The sequence below is a fragment of the Aeromonas sp. genome, assembly GCF_050252055.1.
Lineage (GTDB): Bacteria > Pseudomonadota > Gammaproteobacteria > Enterobacterales > Aeromonadaceae > Aeromonas > Aeromonas caviae.
In genome coordinates this window covers 452,743-472,219 of record NZ_JBFWLQ010000002.1, presented here as the reverse complement: position 1 = coordinate 472,219, position 19,477 = coordinate 452,743, and the positions used below count along the sequence as shown (strand labels likewise).

Here is a 19,477-nt window from a genome sequence, read left to right as displayed (position 1 = left end):
AGGGCAGGCGTTTTAAGGTAAATTTCATCAATTCCTTCAACAGGTTGAATCGTATGTCGGATCCGCACTCGGTGATTGTCTGTCCGGCCTGTGACTTGCTGATCGAACGCAAGTTGCTGCCGCTGCGCCGTCACGCCCATTGCCCCCGCTGTCATCAGCATCTGTATGGGCGTTATGCCTTTCGCCCTTCCCAGTTGATGGCGCTGACCATCACCGGATTCCTGTTGCTGCCTTCCGCGTTTTTTGAGCCTTTGATCTATCTTCGTCTGGCGGGTGTGAACTCGGACGCCAACCTGATCAAGGGAATTATGATGCTGTATGCCGAGAGCGAGCTCTGGGTGGCAACACTGGTGCTCTGGTGCGCCGTGCTGGCGCCGACAGGGCTGCTGCTCGGGATCTTTGCCCTCGCCTCCGGCCTGGCCAAGCGCTGGCATCTGCTGGCGTGGACCCTCAAAGCGGTCGAGGTATTTCGCCACTGGGCCATGCTGGAGGTGTACATCGTCAGCCTGCTTGTCGCCCTGTTCAAGCTTATCGACATCGCCGACGTGCGCCTGGGAGGCGGTCTGCTAAGCCTGGGTTGTCTGATGCTGCTCAACATGACGCTGCTGATCCTCTTTGATCCTGCCCCTTACTGGGAGCGGATTCCGCTGCAACATGCCTCCCGGGAGCCGGACCATGTCCCCGATCAGCGCTCGTGAACTGGGGCTTTGCCGCTGCCATACCTGCGGGTTGCTGGTGCGCCATCAACACGGCATGAGCTGCCCTCGTTGTCACACCCCCTTGCAGATGCGCATCCCCCATTCCCTCGCCTGGTCATGGGGCCTGCTGGCGCTGGCCACCTTCATGTTGTTGCCTGCGAACCTGCTGCCCATCACCCACTTCTACAACAAGGGATTATTGCAGTCCGATACCATTTTCAGCGGTATCATGGCGCTCTATCGCAGCAAGATGTCCGGCATCGCCACCATAGTACTGACCGCGAGCATCATCGTGCCCATCGGCAAGATCCTGGGTCTTGGCTGGATCTGCTGGCAGTTGCAGCGCAGCAAGCCGGTGCGCCGCAAACGCCAGCTCGTCATGTACCGCATCATCGATTTCATCGGACGCTGGTCCATGCTGGACCTGTTCGTCATCTCGCTGATGGTGGCCCTGGTGGATCGCGGCGTGCTGCTCAACGTGCGTGCCGGCCCCGGGGCGACGGCGTTCGCCGGCGTGGTGGTGCTCACCATGATGTCGGCCAGGATGCTCGATACCCGCCTGTTGTGGGACAAGGCGGCCCGTTAATGTTTTTTGTGTCGAACGCGCTGTGCATCACAGCCAATGTAAGGAGTCGGTATGGTCGGGGCTGAGCCCGTCATTGAGAAGCACCGCTGGTTATCACCGGTCTGGTTGCTGCCCTTCATCGCCCTCTTGCTGGCGGGAGGCTTTCTCTACCAGCAGTGGACGAGCAGTGGTCAACTCATTCGCATCAACTTTGCCCAGGGCAACGGTATCTTGCCGGGCAAGACCCAGTTGCGCTATCAGGGGGTCGCCATCGGCGTGGTCCAGGAGCTGGAACTGGCACAGGATGGTCGCAAGATTGCGGTGCTGGCCAAGGTGGACAGCCGTGCCCGCTCCCTCATACGCAAGGGCTCCGACTTCTGGCTGGTGAGTCCGAAGGCGTCACTGACCGAGATCTCCGGCCTGGACACCCTGGTGTCAGGCAACTACATCAACCTGCAACCCGGACGGGAGAACAACCCGCTGGAGGATGAGTTCGATGCCCTGGATGGCCCTCCCCCCGGTTATCAGGCCCAGGGGCGAACCCTGCACCTGACAGCCGATTCTCTGGGGTCGGTGGGCATCGGCGCCAAGATCTATTTCCGCGGGCTGGAGGTGGGCAGTGTCATCAACACCCGTCTTGGGGAAGAGAACCAGAACGTGATCCTGGATCTGGTGATCGAGCCGCGCTTCGAGCACCTCGTCAAGGCGGATACCCGATTCTGGAACATCAGCGGCATCAAGGGCTCCTTCAGCCTGGCTGGCGTCAGCGTGGAAGCGGGCAGTCTCACCTCCATTCTGAGCGGCGGCATTGCGTTTGACTCCCCCAAGGATTCTCCCGTGGCGCAAAAGGGGGTCAACTTCATCCTCTACAAGGGGTTGGCCGAGGCCGCCCGGGGTGAGCGCATCACCATCCAGGCTGGGACTCTGCCCATCAAGGAAGGGATGCCCATCCTCTATGAGGGCATCGAGATTGGACGAGTCGACCCTATTCGCCTCACCGAACAGGGACGGAGCGTGACGGCCCTCATCAACCCCGAACAGGCGTTCCGGGTGACCGGCAAGAGTCGTCTGGTGTGGGAGACGGTCTCTCTCTCCCCTGCCGGGATCAAGCATGCGGATCGCCTGCTGGCCGGGCCCGCCATTCGTCTGGACTATGAACCCGGTAAACGGGTCAACACCATGACCCTGGAGAGCCAGGCACAGCGCGGCGGCATCAAGCTGACCCTGCAGGCAGAGGATCTCGCCGGTTTGAGCGAAGGGGCTCCGCTCTGGTTCAAGGGGTTGCAGATAGGTCAGCTCGGGGCACTGACCCTGGATGCCGGCGGCAATGCCAGTGTCGAGTTGCTGGTGAACGAGCGTTATCGCCATCTGCTGCAACGGGCTCGCTTCTATCGCGCCGCCCCCTTGCAGGTGGAGGCGGATCTCAGCGGTATCAAGGTGGAGACCAGCCCGGCCAGTGCCTGGTTGGCGGGGGGCATCAAGCTGGTACAGGCTGCGAAGGGTGACAGGATTGACCGCCTCTACCCCAGCCAGGAGCTAGCCCTGCTTGGGAGCCGCCATGCCAAAGCGGTCAGCTGGACGCTGCGTGCCGCTCAGGCTGATGGTATCGGTGTGGGCTCCCCCGTCCTCTACCTGGGACTGGAAGCGGGCAAGGTCAAGGCGCTGGATGCCGATGATCGCGGTGTGGCCATCACCCTGGAGATCGATGCCATCTATGCTCCTTTGCTCAAGCAGCAACCCCAGTTCTGGAAGAAGGCCGCCATCGACGGCAAGATCCGGCTCGATGGCGTGCAGGTCAAGATGGGGAACCTCGCCACCCTGCTGCGTGGTGCCATCGAATTCGACAAGCTGGGGACAGGTCGCAGCAGTCATCAGCTCTTTGACAGCAAGGAGCAGGCAAGCTCCCAGGTGCGTACCCTCACGCTCACGGCGGATCACAACCCGGGTCTCGGGGTTGGCAGCCCCATCCGCTATCGCGGAGTGGACATCGGCAAAGTAGAGCAGGTGGAACTGGACCCAACCCTGGGCCAGGTAAGCTTCAAGGCCGAGCTGAATGAGCAATATGCCGCGCGTTTCCTGCAATCCGGGGCACGCTATGCCCTGGTGCAGGCCAAGGTCGGGCTGGGGGGGGTTGCCCACCTCGATACCCTGATCAAGGGGGCCTTTGTGGAGGCGACACCGGGCCGGGGGGCTGGCAAGGAGACCTTCCCCTTGAGCCAGAGTGGCCCCGCCGGTCTTGCCCTGACCCTCAAGAGCCCCTCCGTCGATGGCATCAGCGTGGGCAGCCCCCTGCTGTTTCGCAAGATGGTCGTGGGCAGCGTCACCGGCGTGACCCTGGCCCGGGATGGCAGTGAGGTACTGATCGATGTGAATGTGGATGGACAGTACGCCCATCTGATACGCGCCAATAGCCGCTTCTGGAATGTCTCCGGGGTCAAGGCCGATATCGGGCTGACCGGTGGCACCATCGAGGTCGAAACGGTGCAAAGCCTGCTGGCAGGCGGGATTGCCTTCAATACGCCGGAGCGGGAAATGGGCGCGACCGTCAAGGCGGGCCATCGTTATCCGCTTCATGCCAAGGCAGAGAAAGAGTGGCTGGAGTGGAGCCCCCGCATCTTGCCCTGAGTTATTCCCCTGCTCGTCAAAAACCGGCCTTGTGCCGGTTTTTTTATGGCCTCATGGACTCCCCCATCAAGAAGGGCCGCGCACTGTGGTAAGATGTCGCCCCTTATTTTGGGTCAGCGAGATTGCGCCGTGCACGACAACACCTACCTCCCCGATCACTTCCTGCGTCACATTGCGGAGTTCATGCCATCCCATCTCTCCATGGAGGCATTCGTGGCGAGTTGCCGGCAGCCGCTGCGGCGCAGCATCAGGGTCAACACCCTCAAGATCACGGTATCCGAGTTTGTCGCCCGTATGGCGCCGCTTGGTTGGCAGCTGGATCCCGTGCCCTGGTGTGAAACCGGCTTCTGGCTCACCCGCAGCGATGAGAGCGTCCCCCTTGGCAACACAGCCGAGCATCTGTGCGGCCTCTTCTATATTCAGGAAGCGAGCTCCATGTTGCCGGTGACGGCGCTCTTTGCCAGTGAGCAAACCCGAGGGGATGGCATGTGGCTGGATGCGGCCGCCGCCCCTGGCTCCAAGACTACCCAGATCGCGGCGCTGATGGAAAACCGCGGCATGCTGATCGCCAACGAGTTTTCCAGCAGCAGGTTGAAAGTGCTGAGCGCCAATATCCAGCGCTGCGGTGTGACCAACGTCGGCATGACCCATTTCGATGCCAAGGTCTTTGGCCAATGGCTGCCTGAAACCTTCGACGCCATCCTGCTCGACGCCCCCTGCTCCGGCGAGGGGACGGTGCGAAAAGATGAAGACGCGCTGCGCAACTGGAGTCTCGAGAGCATCGACGAGATTGCCGAGGTGCAGCGTGGCCTGCTGGAGAGCGCTTTTCACGCCCTCAAACCCGGCGGCGTACTGGTCTACTCCACCTGCACCCTGAGCCTGCAAGAGAATCAGGCCGTCTGTCAGTCGTTGCAGGAGAAGTTCGGTGATGCCTTCAGCTTTGACTCGTTGGCCGATCTCTTTCCGGGGGCGGAGAAAGCCTGTACACCGGAGGGATACTTGCACGTTTGGCCCCAGATCTTCGACAGTGAAGGCTTTTTCGTCGCCCGGTTGCGCAAGCATCACTCCGTGCCCAACACCATGTTCAAACCGGGCAAGCTCGGCAAGTTCCCCTTCTCGCCGCTGCCAGAGAAAGAGGCCGGCCCCATGTTGCGGGAGATTGAAGGGAATTTTGGCATCGTGCCCCATGGCCAACTGTTTGGCCGCAATGACGAGATCTGGCTCTTCCCTCACGCCTTCGAGCTGGTACAGGGGAAGCTACGTTTCGATCGCATCGGCATCAAGCTGGCTGAGACCTTCAAGAAGGGATATCGATTGACCCATGAATGGGCTCTGGCTTACGGCCATGAGGCGAGCAAGGGATGCGTCGAGCTGGATGCCGCCAATGCCCGTGAATTCATGATGGGACGAGATGTCTGGCCAGAGCAGGATGCCGGGACTGGGGAAGTGATCGTTCGTTACCAGGGGCACCCGCTCGGCATGGGGAAATGGGTGGGGAGTCGCATCAAGAATGCCCTGCCCCGGGAGCTGGTACGGGACAACAACCTGTTCAATGCGTGAGAGTGGGGTCGCTCGAGCAAAAACAGCGCCTGTTCGAGTCTGAAAAACCCCCACTCTGGTTGAACTTTTATCCGGTTCTTGAAATGCCTAGAGCCTTGTCTAAGCTTAAGGCTATCCGCATACCAGTTAGCGCACGGCTCTGCAAGGAGCCAATTCCCCTATGCCAGGTACAAGGAATTCGTACCTGGCTTTTTTTGTCTTCCTTTTTCAACCATGCCGGCACGATACCATCGTCTATTCGAGCATGTCTGCCGACTCGGGGACATCGCTCTGCTGCGCGTTGGTCGTTTGTTGCAGTTCGTGCTGATAGAGCAGATCGATTGCCTGCTCGATGATGGAGGCCTGACTGTCTTCCAGTTGTTGCCCCAGCATGGCCAACCGCTCTGCATGACGATTGCTTATCCAGCATTGCAACCGGCTGTGGGTTTCCTGCTTGCGCTTCACGTGCTGGCGCTGCCGTTCGGCATTCTCTTGCGCGGCGCTTTTCTTCAATTCCTGGCTGCCATGACCCTCTGACACATCATTGTCGCGAATGTTATCTCTCATTTTTCGTTGGCATCTTCTACGAAAGTAAATCGGATTACGACTCCCCCACCGTCATGATGTCTGTGGAGGACGGATTGAATATACCATCAGATCAACAGGATATCATTTAACATAAAAAATGGAGAGACGCGGTTATCTATAACAACCCATCCAGGGCGTGATCCGAGAACTTGTGGGCATCATCGAAATACTCCTGCAAGGTGCGCATGTCCTTGTGTCGGGTCACCTCGATGATCTTGTTCATCGGCTTGCCCGCCGTCACTGCAGAGGTGATGAACCCCCGCCGCAAACTGTGGCCACTGACGTGGAGATCGTCGATGGCCTGACCGGTTCGCCGCTTGATCATCAGGTTGATACCTTGCGGCCCCAGGGGATCTGCCATCAGCTGGCCCCAGCGATTCATCCGGCGAAACAGGGGGCCCTCAGCAATTCGGCTTTTTTTCAGCCATTGTTGCAGTGCAGACACTGGGCAATACCGGGTACCTGGAATGAGTGCTATCTCCGATTCATGGAGCTGATGTTTGCTTGGTTTGAGACGAAGGCGTATCCCCTGCCCCACAAACTGCACGTCATTCACCTCGATCCTGGCCGCTTCCGATCGACGCAAGGCGCCACTGAACATCAGGAGCAACAGGGTGTAATCCCGAAGTCCCGCCAGGTTGCTGGTATCTATCTCGTCCAGCACGCAGGCCAATGGTTTCAGGGTCAGCGCCCCCGTTTTGCGTTTGCGGTTATCACCGAGCCGTACTATGCCCCGCATCATCTCCTTTATCTCCGCATGCTTGGTCGGCATGGGGTGGATCCCCTTCTGCTTGAAGGCATAGCGAATGCCGGCAAGCCGTCTTACCAGGGTGGCCGGTTTGCGAGGTTCCCCGTTGCGAAGCTCCCCCTTCCCTTCTTCTTTGTCCAGCCAGACCCAGTTGGCCAGGATGCCGTCGGCCTGATCCGCCAGAAAATTCATGATGTCGTGGTGTGTCGTCTGCAAGGGATCCAGCCCGTGGAGCTGGCACCAGGAGACAAAGATACGGGTATCTGCCTGATAGGCATTGAGGGTGGAGTCGGCTTTGGCGCTACGCAGAAAGCGTCTTGCCCGGCTGTTCAGCTGAGGATCGAAGACGCTTTGCAAGGATTGCTGAACTGGGTTTTGAAGGCGTGGGTAGTTCACTTAACTCTATGATTTAAAGCGGAGTTTCGATGGATCTTACAGGATCTTCCAGATCTATCAAGTATCGATAATGAATATTATCGATACTTAGGAAGAGTGCTTTTAACCCATCTCAGCTCCCTCATTTATTTCTCAAGTACCCTGTCATCCCTGCTCCGTTTTATCAGGATTGTGGCTTTAATCTCATCAGTATCCACCGCAAAAATAGTGAGAGATAACAACCTGGCATGATTGTTTTTGGATGGAATGATAGTGCTGATTGTCATAGTAAAACGCCCCGCTATGCGGGGCGTTGTCTGTTATCGCTTTGCCAACTTGAACAATTCGAAGAAATTGTGGCTGGTGGCCTCCGCCAATTCAGCGAGCGATATCTGGCGAAGATCCGCGATAAATTGGGCAACGTCGCGAACAAAGGCCGGCTCGTTCTCCCTCCCCCGGTGCGGAACCGGTGCCAGATAGGGAGAGTCGGTTTCAACCAGCAGTCGCTCCAGGGGCAACGCCTTGACCACTGCCTGCAGGGCTGAGGCGTTTTTGAAAGTGGCTATCCCCGAGATGGAAATATAGAACCCCATTGCCATCGCGGCCTCGGCCATTTCGAGGGACTCGGTGAAGCAGTGCAGCACTCCGCCCACCTGTTCGGCCCCCTCCTCTCGCATGATCCGCAGCGTGTCTTCCTGGGCATCCCGGGTGTGGATGATGAGCGGTTTGTTCAGTGCCCGGGCTACACGAATATGTTCGCGGAAAGAGGCTTGCTGTACATCCTTGTTTTCCGGTGAATAGAAGTAGTCGAGCCCGGTTTCGCCGATGGCCACCACTCTCTCATCGGCCGCCTGAGTCAGCAGCAAGGCAGCATCCACCCCGGGATCCTGATTGAGCGGGTGGACACCGCAGGAGGCAAACACCTGGGGATGGGGGGCGATGGCCTCCATCATGGTCGGGAATTGGGCCTGGGTCACACTCACGCAGAGAAAATATCCCACGCTCTGCTGCGCCGCCTTGGCCAGCACATCGGCCATGTCGGTCTGCTTGGTGCCATAACTCAAGCGATCGAGATGGCAATGGGAATCAACGAGTAACATAGACAACCTTGTTTATAACCAGCGATTGAGCCAGTTCATCAAATGGATGGTGGGATTGGAAAGCTGTCCTGGCTGACAAGCCTCTTTCAGCACAACCAGCTGCTGTTCAGCTTCCAGGAGCCGTTCGCTGGAGTGTTTCTCTGCCAGTTGCTGGCTGAGTGATGCAAGATCCGGCATCGCCAGTTGATGATGACCGCAGCCAGCCTGAAGCTTGAGGGCATCGCACAGGAAGAGCTGCAACCAGTGCAGCCGGACCTGATTATCCTCGGCCAACTGGGCGCAGACATTCGCCGCACGGGTGGGGGCCGATGCTAGCGAGACAAATCCGTCGAGCAATGCCCGTCTGGCATCATCTTGCTGTGCTTCGATGTAGCTCAGCACCCGCAGCGGCGCACCCTGGCAGATCCGCACCTGGGCCTGGGTGGCCTGATGGCCCTGCTCGGCGAGCCAGGCAAGGGTCTCCCCCTCAGAGGGGAGCTGGCAGACATGCTTGTGACAACGGCTCAAGATGGTGGGGAGCAGGCGAGATACCCGGGATGCGATGAGCAGCAACAGACTGTCGCCAGCCGGCTCTTCCAGCGTCTTCAGCAAAGCATTGGCGGCAGACTCTGTCATGCGCTCCGCCTCCTGAATGATCACCACCTTGCCGCGACCGAGCTGGGACGTGCTCTGGAGACGGCTGCAAATCTCCCGGATGGCTTCGACACCTATGGTCTTGCCCTCGGGCCCCAGGGTGCCAAGATCCGGGTGATGCCCCTTCTCAAAAAGCTGGCAGGAGTGGCACTGACCGCAGGGCTCACCTCGTTGTGGATGCTGACACAGGTGCAGTCGCGCCAGTCGTTCTGCAAGCTGCTCCTTGCCAAGACCAGGATCTCCTAGCAGCAACCAGGCGTGGCCGAGCCGTCCGGCCCGGGCCGTCTCGCTCAAGGCATGCCAATCCGGGATCAGCCAGGGATACATAGCCCCTCGCTTGCCAGATAATGCTCAAGGGCTGCCTCGATGGCGGCTTTGACTTGCGCCGGGGGCAATCCGGCATCGATGACCTGGATGGAATCATCGGCGGCCGCCAACTCGAGGTAACGCAGGCGGGTACGTTCAAAGAAGCCGATCTGCTCCAGCTCAATCCTGTCCAGCTCGCCGCGATGGCGGGCCCGCTGCAGGCCGATGGCAGGATCAATGTCCAGATAGAGCGTCAGATCCGGCTTGAAATCCCCGAGGACCGCCCGTTTGATGGCGCCGATGAGGTTCGCATCGATGCCGCGGCCACCCCCCTGATAGGCCTGAGAGGAAAGATCGTGGCGATCGCCCACTACCCAGATGCCGTCTGCCAGGGCCGGCTTGATCCGGGTCTCCACCAGTTGTACCCGGGAGGCGTACATCAACAGCAGCTCGGCCTCGACGGTCAGGCGCTCGTCGTGTACTTCCTTGACGATGGCCCGCATGCGTTCCGCCAGCGGCGTGCCGCCCGGTTCCCGGGTGCACTCGATCCGCGCCACTCCGTGGGCTTGCAGATAGTCGGTGACATAGCGCACCGCAGAGCTCTTCCCTGCCCCTTCCAATCCTTCAATCACGATAAATTTAGACATTAGGGTTTCTTCAATATGTATTCACGCACCGCCCGATTGTGTTCATCGAGGGTCTTGGAGAAGTAGTGGGCACCGCCCCCCTTGGCAACGAAGTAGAGATAGTCGGTCGATTTGGGGTTGAGCGCCGCCTCGATGGAGGCCTTGCCCGGCATGGCGATGGGCGTCGGAGGCAGACCGTCGATCACATAGGTGTTGTAGGGGTTCACGTCGGTCAAATCGCTGCGGCGAATGTTGCCATCGTATCTGTCCTTCACCCCGTAGATGACGGTAGGGTCGGTCTGCAACTTCATGCCAAGGCGTAGACGGTTGACGAACACAGAAGCAATCTGGGCCCGTTCATCCGGTTGGCCCGTCTCTTTTTCGATGATGGAGGCCATGATGAGCGCCTCATAGGGTGTCTTGTAGGGCAGATTGGCCTGACGCTTCTCCCAGGAAGCCTCCAGGAACGTTTTCATGTCCTGATAGGCGCGGCGCAGAATGGAAAGATCGCTGGCATGAGTGGTATAGGCGTAGGTTTCTGGCAGGAACCACCCCTCCAGCTTGCCATTTTCGATGCCGAGTTCCTGAGCCAGCTCGGTTTCGCTCTGCTCCAGAGTCAGGCGCTCCAGATAGGGGGCGCTGGAAAGTTGCTTCAGCCAATCCTCAAATCGGGACCCTTCGACAAAGGTCAGGCTGAAGTGAAACTCCTTGCCGGAAGCAAAGAGAGAGAGAGTCTCCTTGAGCGGCGCCCCTTCCTTGATTTCATAGGTACCGGACTTGATGGCCACCAGTTCGGGATGACCGCGCAACCAGAGGCGCACCGCCCAGGGGCTGGTTTCCCCCTCCCCCAGTTCGGCAATCAGGCGCGCCGCATGGGCGCCTTTTTCGACGGTAAAGAGGCGGGTTGGCCCCTTGTTGGTGAGCGTCTCCACCTGTTGCCACTTGTGATACACGTACCCTCCGGCAACGGCGACAGAGAGTGCCGCCCCCGCGAGCAGGGTGTAAAGCCGATTAAACTTCAATGACCAAGCGCTCCTGTAAACGGCGGATCAATACCGGGCTGGGATAGTGCATATCCCCGATGCGGGTGACCGGGACTATGCCCATCAGGGTATTGGTCAGCCAGACTTCTTCCGCCTGCCAGAGTGACTCCAATGGAGCCTCGACGACACGCAGTTCAATGCCCATCTGTTTAAGCATCGTCATCACGCGCTTGCGCATGATGCCATCGATCCCGGCGCGGGTGAGATCCGGTGTGAACACCGTCCTGCCGCGACGCCAAAACAGATTGGCGCTGACCCCTTCTACCAGAAATCCCCGGCTGTTCAAGACTATACCTTCGACCCCGCCGCGCGCAGCAAGTTCGCGCTTCAGCATCACTTGTTCGAGGCGCCCCAGCGTCTTGAGACCGGCGAGCATGGGACTGTCCCCAAGCTGCTGCTGGCATACCAGGGCATTGATGCCGGTTTGCTGCCAATCATGATAATGCTCAGGATAAGGTGCCAAAGAGACGATGCGAGTGGGCGTGTCACAGCCTGCGCCGTCATATCCCCGCCCACCGGCGCCCCGGGTCAGCATTATCTTGACGACAGCCTGTGTCTGCCCAGAAGCCAGCTGCGCCGCCTCGTCGGCAAGCAGGTCCCAGGAGTGCTCGCCAAAACCAAGCCGGGCGTTGGCATGTTGCAGCCGGGCCAGATGGTCCTGCCACCAGAGTACCTTCCCTTCCCTCACCAGCATGGTGGTGAAATGACCATCACCGTATGCCAGTCCACGATCCCTGGCTGACAGTGTTTCTGTGGGTATTCCATTAATCAGCAAGGGGATCCCTCCGATAAAAAAGGCCCGATACTGCCGTATCGGGCCTTATCATTCGCCCAGAGCGAATTATACGCGTTTGAAGATCAGGGAGCCATTGGTGCCGCCAAAACCGAAGGAATTGGAGAGGGCATATTCGAAGCTGCCGGCCTTGGCAACATGCGGCACTAGATCCAGGTCGCACTCATCATCCGGGTTGTCCAGGTTGATGGTGGGAGGCACCATCTGGTCACGTAGAGAGAGCACGGTGATGATCGCCTCGATGGCGCCAGCCGCACCCAACAGGTGGCCTGTCATGGACTTGGTGGAGCTGACCATCAGGGCGCTGGCATGGTCACCAAACACCTTCTTCATGCCGCGCAGCTCTGCCACATCCCCAAGGGGGGTAGAGGTACCGTGGGCATTTATGTAACCGATCTGCTCGGGTGCGATGCCAGCATCCTTGATGGCGTTCTTCATGGCGCGTGCGCCACCATCGCCGTCCGAGGGAGGAGCCGTCATGTGATAGGCATCCCCGCTCATGCCAAAGCCGACCAGCTCGGCATAGATCTTGGCGCCGCGGGCCTTGGCATGTTCATACTCTTCCAGCACCAGCACGCCGGCACCGTCGCCCAGCACGAAACCGTCGCGATCCTTGTCCCAGGGGCGGCTCGCCTTCTGTGGTTCGTCATTTCGGGTGGAGAGCGCCTTGGCAGCGGCAAAGCCGCCCATGCCCATGGGGGTGGAGGCTTTCTCGGCACCACCGGCGACCATCACGTCCGCATCGCCATAGGCAATCATCCGGCCAGCCATGCCGATGGCATGGGTACCCGTGGTACAGGCGGTAGTCACGGCGATGTTCGGCCCCTGCATGCCTTTCATGATGGAAAGATGACCGGACACCATATTGATGATGGTGGACGGAACGAAGAAAGGGCTCAGCTTGCGGGGGCCGCCGTTGATGAGGCTGCTGTGGTTTTGCTCAATCAGCCCCAGACCGCCGATACCGGAGCCGATGGCAACGCCTACCCGCTCCGCGTTCTCTTCGTTGATGACCAGGCCGGAATCTTCCAGGGCCTGGACACCCGCCGCCACGCCGTACTGGATGAAGAGATCCATCTTGCGGGCTTCTTTGCGGTTAATGCCGAACTCTTCGGGGTCGAAATCCTTGACCAGGCCTGCGAAACGGGTTGCGAACTCGCTTGCATCAAAGTGGTCGATGAGGGAAATGCCGCTCTGCCCTTTAAGCAAGGCTTGCCAGCTGGATTCGGCAGTGTTGCCTACCGGGGAAAGCATCCCCAAGCCGGTCACCACGACTCTGCGTTTTGACACTGAGGTAGTCTCCGAGAGGTGTTTTGAAAGGGGTAAACATAAAAGAAGCGGCCCTTGGGCCGCTTCTTTCAGAACAGGAACTTATTCCTGATTAGCGGTGATGTAGTCGATAGCCGCTTGAACAGTGGTGATCTTCTCGGCTTCTTCATCAGGAATTTCGGTATCGAATTCTTCTTCCAGCGCCATTACCAGTTCAACGGTATCCAAAGAGTCAGCGCCCAGGTCGTCGACGAAGGAGGCAGCGTTCTTCACGTCTTCTTCTTTAACACCCAGTTGTTCGATGATGATTTTCTTTACGCGTTCTTCGATGTTGCTCATGACCTGAATTTTCCTTTAAAAATACGCTATTGCGTCTGGTTGGGGTAGTGTATTCAATTGACGTGAGTTTGCAAGTGACTTGCCGCTGGTCAAACCACGAAATTCGCCAAACTTCGGCGTATTATCGCAAATTTGAACAGAACTCACGACAAATTGATTACACCATGTACATCCCGCCATTAACATGCAGGGTTTCGCCGGTAATATAGGCGGCATCATCCGATGCCAAGAATACCACAGCGGCAGCAATTTCTTTCGGATCGCCCAAACGGGCGGCAGGCACCTGATTCATGATGCCGGCGCGCTGCTCTTCATTGAGCGCCTTGGTCATGTCGGTCTCGATGAAACCGGGAGCAACCGCATTCACCGTGATGCCACGGGATGCCACTTCACGGGCCAGCGACTTGGTAAAGCCAACCAGACCAGCCTTGGCAGCAGCATAGTTGACCTGACCGGCGTTGCCCATGGTGCCGACCACGGAACCGATGCTGATGATGCGACCGTTACGCTTCTTCATCATGGCACGCAATGCCGGCTTGCTCAGACGGTACAGGGAGGTGAGATTGGTGTCGATGATCTCGTTCCACTCGTCATCCTTCATCCGCATCAGCAGGTTGTCGCGGGTGATGCCGGCGTTGTTGATCAGGATGTCGATGTCGCCAAAACGCGCCTTGATGGCGGCGAAGACGGTTTCGATAGATTCCTGACTGGTCACGTTCAGTGCCATGCCGCAGCCTTGTTCACCCAGGTAAGCACTGATCGCCTCGGCACCGCTCTCGCTGGTCGCGGTCCCCACGACTTTGGCGCCACGAGCAGCAAACATCTCCGCAATCGCACGACCAATGCCACGGCTGGCGCCAGTGACCAACACAACCTTATCGGTAAAACTCATGACTTGCTCCTGTTTACTTGATCTGGGCCAGCGCCTGCTCGAACGAGGCGGCGTCGTTGGCGTGAATACCTTCCACTCGCGCATCGATACGCTTGGCCAGGCCGGTCAATACCTTGCCCGGGCCCATCTCGATCTCGAGGGTAACACCGTCGTTTGCCATGCGCTCTACCGTTTCAGTCCAGCGAACCGGGCTGAACAGCTGACGCACCAAGGCTTGCTTGATGGCGGCAGGATCCTGCTCACAAGAGACGTCGACATTATTGATGACGGCGATGGCGGGAACCTTGATCTCGATCCCATCCAGGGCGGCGGCCAGCTTTTCTGCGGCCGGTTTCATCAGGGCGCAGTGGGAGGGCACGGAGACCGGCAGCGGCAGGGCACGCTTGGCGCCTGACTCTTTCATCAGCACGTTGGCACGTTCGACCGCCTCTTTGTGGCCGGCGATGACCACCTGGCCCGGAGAGTTGAAGTTGACCGGAGAGACCACCTGCCCCTGGGCCGCTTTCTCACAGTTGGCAGCGATGCTTTCGTTGTCCAGACCGATGATGGCAGCCATGGCGCCAGTGCCTTCCGGTACGGCTTCCTGCATGGCCAGGCCACGCAGCTCGACCAGTTTGACTGCATCAGCAAACGCCAGCGCGCCGCTGCACACCAGGGCGGAGTATTCCCCCAGGCTGTGGCCGGCCATCACGGCAGGGGTTGCCCCGCCTTGCTGTTGCCACAGGCGCCACAGCGCGACCGAGGCGGTCAACAGCGCGGGCTGGGTACGCCAGGTCTTGTTCAGATCCTCGGCCGGGCCTGCCATCACCAGGGCAAACAGGTCATAACCCAGCACCTGGCTCGCCTCGGCGAAGGTCTCTTTAATCACGGCGTGTTGCTCGGCCAGCTCGGCCAGCATGCCGACGCTCTGGGAGCCTTGTCCCGGGAAGGCAATGGCAAATCGGGTCATCATTGATTCCTTTAAGGTAAGACGAATTCGGTAAGCGGGCGCCCGAGGACCGGGCACCGCTCGGTATCAGAGGCGAACCAGCGCAGAGCCCCAGGCAAAACCGCCGCCGAAGGCTTCCAGCAGGACCAGCTGGCCGGGTTTGATACGACCATCGCGCACCCCTTCATCGAAGGCGATGGGCACGGAGGCCGCGGAGGTATTGCCATGACGATCCAGGGTCAGGATCACCTTGTCGAGCCCCATGCCGAGTTTCTTCGCGGTGGCATTGATGATGCGGAAGTTGGCTTGATGGGGCACCAGCCAGTCCAGCTCGCTCGGCTCGACGTTGGCCGCAGCCAGGGTTTCGGTCACGATCTCGCTAAGGCGTGTCACCGCCACCTTGAAGACATCGTTGCCCTTCATGTACATGTAGGCTTCGAGCTCAGCACCCGGCATGCCGCGACGGGGCTGCGGCAGTTTGAGCAGCTCGCCATAACGGCCATCGGCATGCAGATGGGTGGAGAGGATGCCCGGCGTGTCGCTGGCACCGATGACCACGGCCCCTGCCCCATCCCCGAACAGGATGATGGTGCCGCGATCCTCGGGATCGCACATGCGTGACAGCACGTCCGCACCGACAACCAGCACGTGGCGAGCAGCGCCGGATTTGACGAACTGATCGGCGATGGCGAGAGCATATGTAAAGCCGGCACAAGCGGCGGCTACGTCAAACGCCGGGATCCCCGGTACGTCAAGCAGCCCCTGCAGTTCACAGGCAGCAGCTGGGAAGGCATTCTCTGCGCTGGTAGTGGCCAGCACTATCATGTCCAGATCGGCGGCAGTCAGACCTGCCGCATCAAGCGCACGCAAGGCCGCCTGATGAGAAAGGGTCGCGACGGTTTCGTCGGCTCCGGCGATACGGCGTTCACGGATCCCGGTGCGTTCCACGATCCATTCGTCACTGGTTTCAACCATCTGTTCAAGATCGGCGTTGGTACGAACCGAACTCGGCAGATAACTGCCAGTACCCAGAATTTTGCTATGCATAGAGTTTTATAAATCCCTGTCGGAAAAGACAGATTCAAGGCGATCTGCAATTTGCAATGGAAGTTGATGTCTGGCTTCTTGTGCGGCCAGCAGAATCGCATGACACAGAGCGCGGCGCTCGGCCCGCCCATGGCTTTTTACCACAATGCCGCGCAATCCTAACAGACTCGCGCCATTATACTGGTCGGGGTTCAGGTAAGAGAAACGCCGTTTGAACATAAATCCGGCGAGTCGACCAAGAAAACTGCGTTTTTTGCGCGGATATCCGGCCAGTTCGGCCATCATCCGCACCACCCCCTCCGCGGTCTTGAGCGCCACGTTGCCCACGAAACCGTCGCAGACGATCACGTCGCACTCGCCGCTGAAGATCCTGTCCCCCTCAATGAAACCGACAAAATTCAGGGCGGAGCATTGGCGCAGCAACTCGGCGCTGTGGCGCACCAGGTCGTTGCCCTTGATCTCCTCCTCCCCCACGTTGAGCAGTGCCACTCTGGGTGAAGGTATCCCCTCCACCTTCTCTGCGACTACGGCGCCCATCACGGCAAATTGCAGCAGGGTGTCGGCATCGCAGCTCACGTTCGCACCCAGATCCAGCATCACGGTCCGTTTTCCACCCAATGTGGGCAGCGCCTTGATGAGGGCTGGCCGGTCAACACCGGGCAAGGATTTGAGCACGCACTTGGCCATGGCCATCAAGGCACCGGTGTTGCCGGCACTGACACAGGCATCGGCAGCGCCGCTTTTGACCAGATCCAGGGTCACGCGCATGGAGGAGTCTTTCAGGGTACGCAGCGCCACGATAGGCTTTTCGCCCATGCCCACGACCTGGGAGGCATGCACGAGACGAACGCGAGGGTGGTTGAGCAAGCCATGTTGCTGCAGAAGAGGGGCGGTCTGGTGTTGATCACCGACCAGAACAAGTTTTAGCTGGGGTAGAAGAGACAGTGCCTGCACGGCGGCAGGCACTGTTTCCGAGGGGCCGATATCTCCCCCCATTATGTCTAGCGCGACAGTTTGCGTAGACAAAGGCAATCCTTAAGCGATTACCTTTTTACCGCGGTAGAAACCATCGGCAGTCACGTGGTGACGACGATGAATTTCGCCACTGGTCTGATCAACAGTCAGGGCAGCGGTGGTCAGCGCATCGTGGGAACGACGCATGCCACGCTTGGCGCGGGTTTTACGGTTCTGTTGTACGGCCATGGTAGGCTAACTCCTAAAATTCACTTACGTTTGAGCGCTTCAAGAACTGCAAAGGGATTCGGCCGCTCATCAGCAGGTTCGATTTCACCCCAGGTCATCTCCATGTTTCCTCTGGGACACACATCCACCGGATGCATGGCTACCTGAGGCAACGAGAGGATGAGTTCATCCTCCAGGATTTGATGAAGATCTATCTCGCCGTTTTCGTCCAACTCAATGGGCTCATAAGCTTCCGGCAGTTCTTCCTCGTTTGTTCTTTCGAACAGCGGAGTGTAAATAAAACTAGCTTCACAAAGGTGTTCAAACGTCTCACCACAACGCTGGCAAACCAGGTCGACCTTGGCATGGGCAGTGCCTTTCATAACGGTCAACTTCTGGACATCTTTGCCAAAGTGCAGTGTGACATCCACATCACTTCGCAAGCCTTCGGTTGATTCCTCCAGCCTGGGCATCTGCGACTTTTCCACTATCCCGACATAATCGAGTAGCTTCAAGGCATTACGGACTGGATCAACCTTAACGGGCAACTTCACCTTTTGCATAGGGCGCGAATATTATAGGTCCAACAAGGGATAGTCAAAGGAAAAAGTCCTTACCGCCGATGATTTTACCTTCACAGGCCCCTGCAAGAGGAACTTGTGCTCATCGGTGGCCGATTATGCCATATCGTGCAGGATCTGGCACAGGATCCTGTTCCCCTCCCCTGTCTGTCCACCGGATGTGCTCCTTGGTGTCTCATCAGGTGGCAGAACAGCGCGGGTCTCTCCCCAGCAGGCCTGGTGTCGCAGCCACTCTGGGCTCGGCTTCCATCAGTCGGCGTATGGCTTTGAAACTGCCCACGGCAGCCTTGATGGCAATGGGATTGACCAGCCAGCCCGGCAAGTTGTTGCCCGGGTTGGTATAGGTTTCGAGCCGAACGAGTGTGCTGCCATCCCGTTGGGGTAGCGCCTCCCACCGTCCAGCGCTTTCCTGGATCCGGAACAGCCCTGCATGCAATGGCAGGGCATTCGGCTCTGCCCACACCTCGAGAGTCAGGCCGCAATCGATGCGTCGACTCAAATGAGAGCGGGTGATGAGCTCCCTGTCTTGCACCGGCCAGGGAGACGCCAGGCGGGTATAGACCAGATCATCGTCGGGACCAGATCTGGCCAGCACCCTGACTTCACGGCTCTGGGGCAACCACTCTTCATGGCGCGCCGTGTTGCGCAGCACCGTGATCAGCGCGCCAGGATCGGCATTCACGCGCATCTCCAGACGTAAGGCCTGAAAAGAGGTCGGAGGATGTGGCTGGGTCCAAAGCATCACCCCCTCATCCCCCTGACGAAGTTGCCATGTCCCTGCCCAGCTGGCGAAGGAGATCAGTGCCATGACCAAGGCCGCATATCGTGTCATCACGCTCAATTCCGATCTCTTGTGTTTGTGCTGTGGTTCCATCAGCATGCATGCTTCCCGCTAATTAGGCGAGTCCCGCTGTAGACATCTCCTGTTTGCGTGGCCCCATCTGCACAGATAGAATCAACCAATTGATTTATAAATGGATATCATCAAAACATGCAGCCTTCCTTGATCCTCGCGTCCACCTCGTCCTACCGCAAAACCTTGCTGGAAAAACTCGGTCAGCCATTTCACTGTGCTGCGCCTCAAGTCGATGAGACAGCGCGACACGGGGAGACCGCAGAAGCCCTGGTCAGCAGATTGGCATTTGCCAAGGCGAATGCCGTTGCTACTGACCGTGATCAAGGATTGATCATCGGTTCAGATCAGGTGTGCGTCTGTGACGGGCAGATCCTCGGCAAGCCCGGCACGGTGGAGAAGGCGGTCGAGCAGTTGCTGCGGGCACAAGGCAAGCGCGTCATCTTTTACACCGGGCTCTGTGTGATCAATGCTGCGAATGGCCATGCCGAGCAGCTCGTCGAGCCTTTCACCGTGCATTTTCGCTCGCTCGACGAAGCAGCCATCCGTCGCTATGTGGAGGCCGAACGTCCTCTGGATTGTGCCGGCAGCTTCAAATGCGAGGGAATGGGCATCGTCTTGTTCAAGGCGCTGGAGGGGCGCGATCCCAACGCCCTTGTCGGTCTTCCCCTGATAGGCTTGGTTGATCTCCTGGGTCGCCACGGCCTGGCTCTGCCATAACAAGAACTCTGCCATGAAAAACGGGAG

General features: G+C 58.7%; 21 protein-coding genes. 5 read left to right on the top strand and 16 right to left on the bottom strand.

The window, feature by feature from the left end:
- The first annotated feature begins 53 nt into the window (after positions 1 to 53).
- The 4 genes from AB7E19_RS05760 (at position 54) to rsmF (ending at position 5,448) form a co-directional block, all read left to right on the top strand.
- Positions 54 to 698, top strand: a complete 645-nt coding sequence (locus tag AB7E19_RS05760; RefSeq protein ID WP_322131737.1) for a paraquat-inducible protein A — start codon at positions 54 to 56, stop codon at positions 696 to 698.
- Positions 676 to 1,284, top strand: a complete 609-nt coding sequence (locus AB7E19_RS05755; RefSeq protein ID WP_010674753.1) for a paraquat-inducible protein A — start codon at positions 676 to 678, stop codon at positions 1,282 to 1,284. The genes AB7E19_RS05760 and AB7E19_RS05755 overlap by 23 nt, the downstream gene beginning before the upstream one ends.
- A gap of 51 nt (positions 1,285 to 1,335) precedes the next feature.
- Entirely contained in the window at positions 1,336 to 3,888 is a 2,553-nt protein-coding gene (locus tag AB7E19_RS05750) for an MlaD family protein (RefSeq protein WP_041205787.1), read from the top strand.
- 129 nt (positions 3,889 to 4,017) lie between these two features.
- Positions 4,018 to 5,448: a 16S rRNA (cytosine(1407)-C(5))-methyltransferase RsmF gene (gene rsmF / locus AB7E19_RS05745; protein WP_427934735.1), complete on the top strand. Its 1,431-nt coding sequence runs from the start codon at positions 4,018 to 4,020 to the stop codon at positions 5,446 to 5,448.
- 234 nt (positions 5,449 to 5,682) lie between these two features.
- Here rsmF and AB7E19_RS05740 read toward each other — a convergent pair whose 3' ends face one another.
- From AB7E19_RS05740 to AB7E19_RS05665, 16 genes are all read right to left on the bottom strand, one after another.
- Positions 5,683 to 5,994 carry a RepB family protein gene (locus tag AB7E19_RS05740; RefSeq protein WP_322131736.1) on the bottom strand — a complete coding sequence of 104 codons (312 nt, stop codon included), beginning with the start codon at positions 5,992 to 5,994 and terminating at the stop codon, positions 5,683 to 5,685.
- A gap of 136 nt (positions 5,995 to 6,130) precedes the next feature.
- Positions 6,131 to 7,159, bottom strand: coding sequence for a site-specific integrase (locus tag AB7E19_RS05735; RefSeq protein WP_427934718.1), 1,029 nt, complete (start codon positions 7,157 to 7,159; stop codon positions 6,131 to 6,133).
- A 299-nt stretch (positions 7,160 to 7,458) separates the two neighbouring features.
- Entirely contained in the window at positions 7,459 to 8,238 is a 780-nt protein-coding gene (locus tag AB7E19_RS05730) for a TatD family hydrolase (protein ID WP_151027388.1), read from the bottom strand.
- 12 nt (positions 8,239 to 8,250) lie between these two features.
- Entirely contained in the window at positions 8,251 to 9,198 is a 948-nt protein-coding gene (holB, locus tag AB7E19_RS05725) for a DNA polymerase III subunit delta' (RefSeq protein WP_124243814.1), read from the bottom strand.
- The gene (gene tmk, locus AB7E19_RS05720) at positions 9,183 to 9,824 is read right to left on the bottom strand and encodes a dTMP kinase (protein WP_103260128.1); all 642 of its coding nucleotides are present in this window, start codon (positions 9,822 to 9,824) and stop codon (positions 9,183 to 9,185) included. The genes holB and tmk overlap by 16 nt, the downstream gene beginning before the upstream one ends.
- Positions 9,824 to 10,825, bottom strand: coding sequence for an endolytic transglycosylase MltG (gene mltG / locus AB7E19_RS05715; protein ID WP_042017642.1), 1,002 nt, complete (start codon positions 10,823 to 10,825; stop codon positions 9,824 to 9,826). The genes tmk and mltG overlap by 1 nt, the downstream gene beginning before the upstream one ends.
- Entirely contained in the window at positions 10,815 to 11,621 is an 807-nt protein-coding gene (gene pabC, locus AB7E19_RS05710) for an aminodeoxychorismate lyase (RefSeq protein WP_045524866.1), read from the bottom strand. The genes mltG and pabC overlap by 11 nt, the downstream gene beginning before the upstream one ends.
- A gap of 66 nt (positions 11,622 to 11,687) precedes the next feature.
- A complete protein-coding gene (gene fabF / locus AB7E19_RS05705; protein ID WP_319862942.1) occupies positions 11,688 to 12,929 on the bottom strand; it encodes a beta-ketoacyl-ACP synthase II in 1,242 nt (413 codons plus the stop codon).
- 81 nt (positions 12,930 to 13,010) lie between these two features.
- Complete coding sequence (acpP, locus tag AB7E19_RS05700; protein WP_005300909.1) at positions 13,011 to 13,247, bottom strand: acyl carrier protein; 237 nt, start codon at positions 13,245 to 13,247, stop codon at positions 13,011 to 13,013.
- A gap of 157 nt (positions 13,248 to 13,404) precedes the next feature.
- Positions 13,405 to 14,139, bottom strand: a complete 735-nt coding sequence (gene fabG, locus AB7E19_RS05695; RefSeq protein ID WP_427934717.1) for a 3-oxoacyl-ACP reductase FabG — start codon at positions 14,137 to 14,139, stop codon at positions 13,405 to 13,407.
- Between the two features lie 13 nt (positions 14,140 to 14,152).
- Positions 14,153 to 15,088 (bottom strand): ACP S-malonyltransferase, encoded by a 936-nt coding sequence (fabD, locus tag AB7E19_RS05690; RefSeq protein ID WP_042017641.1) that lies wholly within the window; start codon positions 15,086 to 15,088, stop codon positions 14,153 to 14,155.
- A 66-nt stretch (positions 15,089 to 15,154) separates the two neighbouring features.
- Positions 15,155 to 16,114, bottom strand: a complete 960-nt coding sequence (locus tag AB7E19_RS05685) for a beta-ketoacyl-ACP synthase III (RefSeq protein WP_010674740.1) — start codon at positions 16,112 to 16,114, stop codon at positions 15,155 to 15,157.
- A 6-nt stretch (positions 16,115 to 16,120) separates the two neighbouring features.
- Positions 16,121 to 17,140 (bottom strand): phosphate acyltransferase PlsX, encoded by a 1,020-nt coding sequence (gene plsX / locus AB7E19_RS05680; protein WP_041215168.1) that lies wholly within the window; start codon positions 17,138 to 17,140, stop codon positions 16,121 to 16,123.
- 9 nt (positions 17,141 to 17,149) lie between these two features.
- Entirely contained in the window at positions 17,150 to 17,317 is a 168-nt protein-coding gene (gene rpmF, locus AB7E19_RS05675) for a 50S ribosomal protein L32 (RefSeq protein ID WP_005300935.1), read from the bottom strand.
- A gap of 20 nt (positions 17,318 to 17,337) precedes the next feature.
- On the bottom strand, positions 17,338 to 17,859 hold the full coding sequence (gene yceD / locus AB7E19_RS05670) for a 23S rRNA accumulation protein YceD (RefSeq protein WP_029314532.1): 522 nt from the start codon (positions 17,857 to 17,859) through the stop codon (positions 17,338 to 17,340).
- A 196-nt stretch (positions 17,860 to 18,055) separates the two neighbouring features.
- Entirely contained in the window at positions 18,056 to 18,685 is a 630-nt protein-coding gene (locus AB7E19_RS05665; RefSeq protein WP_324034049.1) for an START domain-containing protein, read from the bottom strand.
- A gap of 183 nt (positions 18,686 to 18,868) precedes the next feature.
- Here AB7E19_RS05665 and AB7E19_RS05660 point away from each other — a divergent pair, with 183 nt between their 5' ends.
- Positions 18,869 to 19,450, top strand: a complete 582-nt coding sequence (locus tag AB7E19_RS05660) for a Maf family protein (RefSeq protein WP_201997132.1) — start codon at positions 18,869 to 18,871, stop codon at positions 19,448 to 19,450.
- Positions 19,451 to 19,477: the final 27 nt, after the last annotated feature.

What these genes read in the sequence shown, in the direction of transcription:
- AB7E19_RS05730 (WP_151027388.1), bottom strand. Translation starts at nt 8,238, where the DNA reads ATGTTACTCGTTGATTCCCATTGCCATCTCGATCGCTTGAGTTATGGC.
- rpmF (WP_005300935.1), bottom strand. Translation starts at nt 17,317, where the DNA reads ATGGCCGTACAACAGAACCGTAAAACCCGCGCCAAGCGTGGCATGCGT.
- AB7E19_RS05750 (WP_041205787.1), top strand. Translation starts at nt 1,336, where the DNA reads ATGGTCGGGGCTGAGCCCGTCATTGAGAAGCACCGCTGGTTATCACCG.
- AB7E19_RS05755 (WP_010674753.1), top strand. Translation starts at nt 676, where the DNA reads ATGTCCCCGATCAGCGCTCGTGAACTGGGGCTTTGCCGCTGCCATACC.
- tmk (WP_103260128.1), bottom strand. Translation starts at nt 9,824, where the DNA reads ATGTCTAAATTTATCGTGATTGAAGGATTGGAAGGGGCAGGGAAGAGC.
- fabG (WP_427934717.1), bottom strand. Translation starts at nt 14,139, where the DNA reads ATGAGTTTTACCGATAAGGTTGTGTTGGTCACTGGCGCCAGCCGTGGC.
- yceD (WP_029314532.1), bottom strand. Translation starts at nt 17,859, where the DNA reads ATGCAAAAGGTGAAGTTGCCCGTTAAGGTTGATCCAGTCCGTAATGCC.
- AB7E19_RS05760 (WP_322131737.1), top strand. Translation starts at nt 54, where the DNA reads ATGTCGGATCCGCACTCGGTGATTGTCTGTCCGGCCTGTGACTTGCTG.
- fabD (WP_042017641.1), bottom strand. Translation starts at nt 15,088, where the DNA reads ATGACCCGATTTGCCATTGCCTTCCCGGGACAAGGCTCCCAGAGCGTC.
- acpP (WP_005300909.1), bottom strand. Translation starts at nt 13,247, where the DNA reads ATGAGCAACATCGAAGAACGCGTAAAGAAAATCATCATCGAACAACTG.
- AB7E19_RS05660 (WP_201997132.1), top strand. Translation starts at nt 18,869, where the DNA reads ATGCAGCCTTCCTTGATCCTCGCGTCCACCTCGTCCTACCGCAAAACC.
- AB7E19_RS05665 (WP_324034049.1), bottom strand. Translation starts at nt 18,685, where the DNA reads ATGGCACTGATCTCCTTCGCCAGCTGGGCAGGGACATGGCAACTTCGT.
- AB7E19_RS05740 (WP_322131736.1), bottom strand. Translation starts at nt 5,994, where the DNA reads ATGAGAGATAACATTCGCGACAATGATGTGTCAGAGGGTCATGGCAGC.
- AB7E19_RS05685 (WP_010674740.1), bottom strand. Translation starts at nt 16,114, where the DNA reads ATGCATAGCAAAATTCTGGGTACTGGCAGTTATCTGCCGAGTTCGGTT.
- holB (WP_124243814.1), bottom strand. Translation starts at nt 9,198, where the DNA reads ATGTATCCCTGGCTGATCCCGGATTGGCATGCCTTGAGCGAGACGGCC.